Annotated in this window: 2 protein-coding genes; both read right to left on the reverse strand. The window is 67.3% G+C overall.

The window, feature by feature from the left end:
• A partial coding sequence (locus tag AACY08_RS28830) for a hypothetical protein (RefSeq protein WP_339472491.1) occupies positions 1 to 279 on the reverse strand: 279 nt, incomplete at its 3' end.
• Positions 276 to 505: hypothetical protein (locus AACY08_RS28835; protein ID WP_339472492.1), on the reverse strand; the 230-nt coding region annotated here is incomplete at its 5' end. The genes AACY08_RS28830 and AACY08_RS28835, both read right to left, overlap by 4 nt.

A 505-nucleotide genomic window follows, 5' to 3' on the forward strand; every position in this document is an offset into this window, starting at 1 on the left:
GAGACTGTTGCCGATCTGCTCTGCGGCGTCGATGCTGAGCGTTGCGATCAGGCCGAGGCCAAGCTCGCCGTCGCGCGGATCCAGCGTCATCAGCGCAATCTGGCCGTCCGCACCGATTGCCCCGGTGACCCCGATCGTGGTGAGCAGGATCTGACTGGCATGGACCATGACGTATTGAAGGCCGTCATGAACCGCGATGTGCGTGGGGATTGCTGCTACCGGACCCATATCAATCGTGCGGTGCTGCGGCGACCGGATCATCGGAACGGGCGGCTTCATGCGCGGCCTCCATCGATCAAGGTTAACGCGCGCGCGCGGGCATCGAGGCGGGCGCTGGCGGCGGCGAGATGCGAGGTATCGACGACCGCGACCAGGCCGGTCGGGATCTGGCCAGCAAGCCATGCGTCGACGGCGGCAGCGGGCCAGCGGCTATCGCGATGGGCGGCGCGACTGGTGGTGCCGCCTACCTGGCGTAGCGGGAGCGGTTGCGGAAAGCCGTCATGCG

The organism is Pseudomonas sp. EL_65y_Pfl1_R83, from assembly GCF_963970695.1.
Classification (GTDB): domain Bacteria; phylum Pseudomonadota; class Gammaproteobacteria; order Pseudomonadales; family Pseudomonadaceae; genus Aquipseudomonas; species Aquipseudomonas tritici.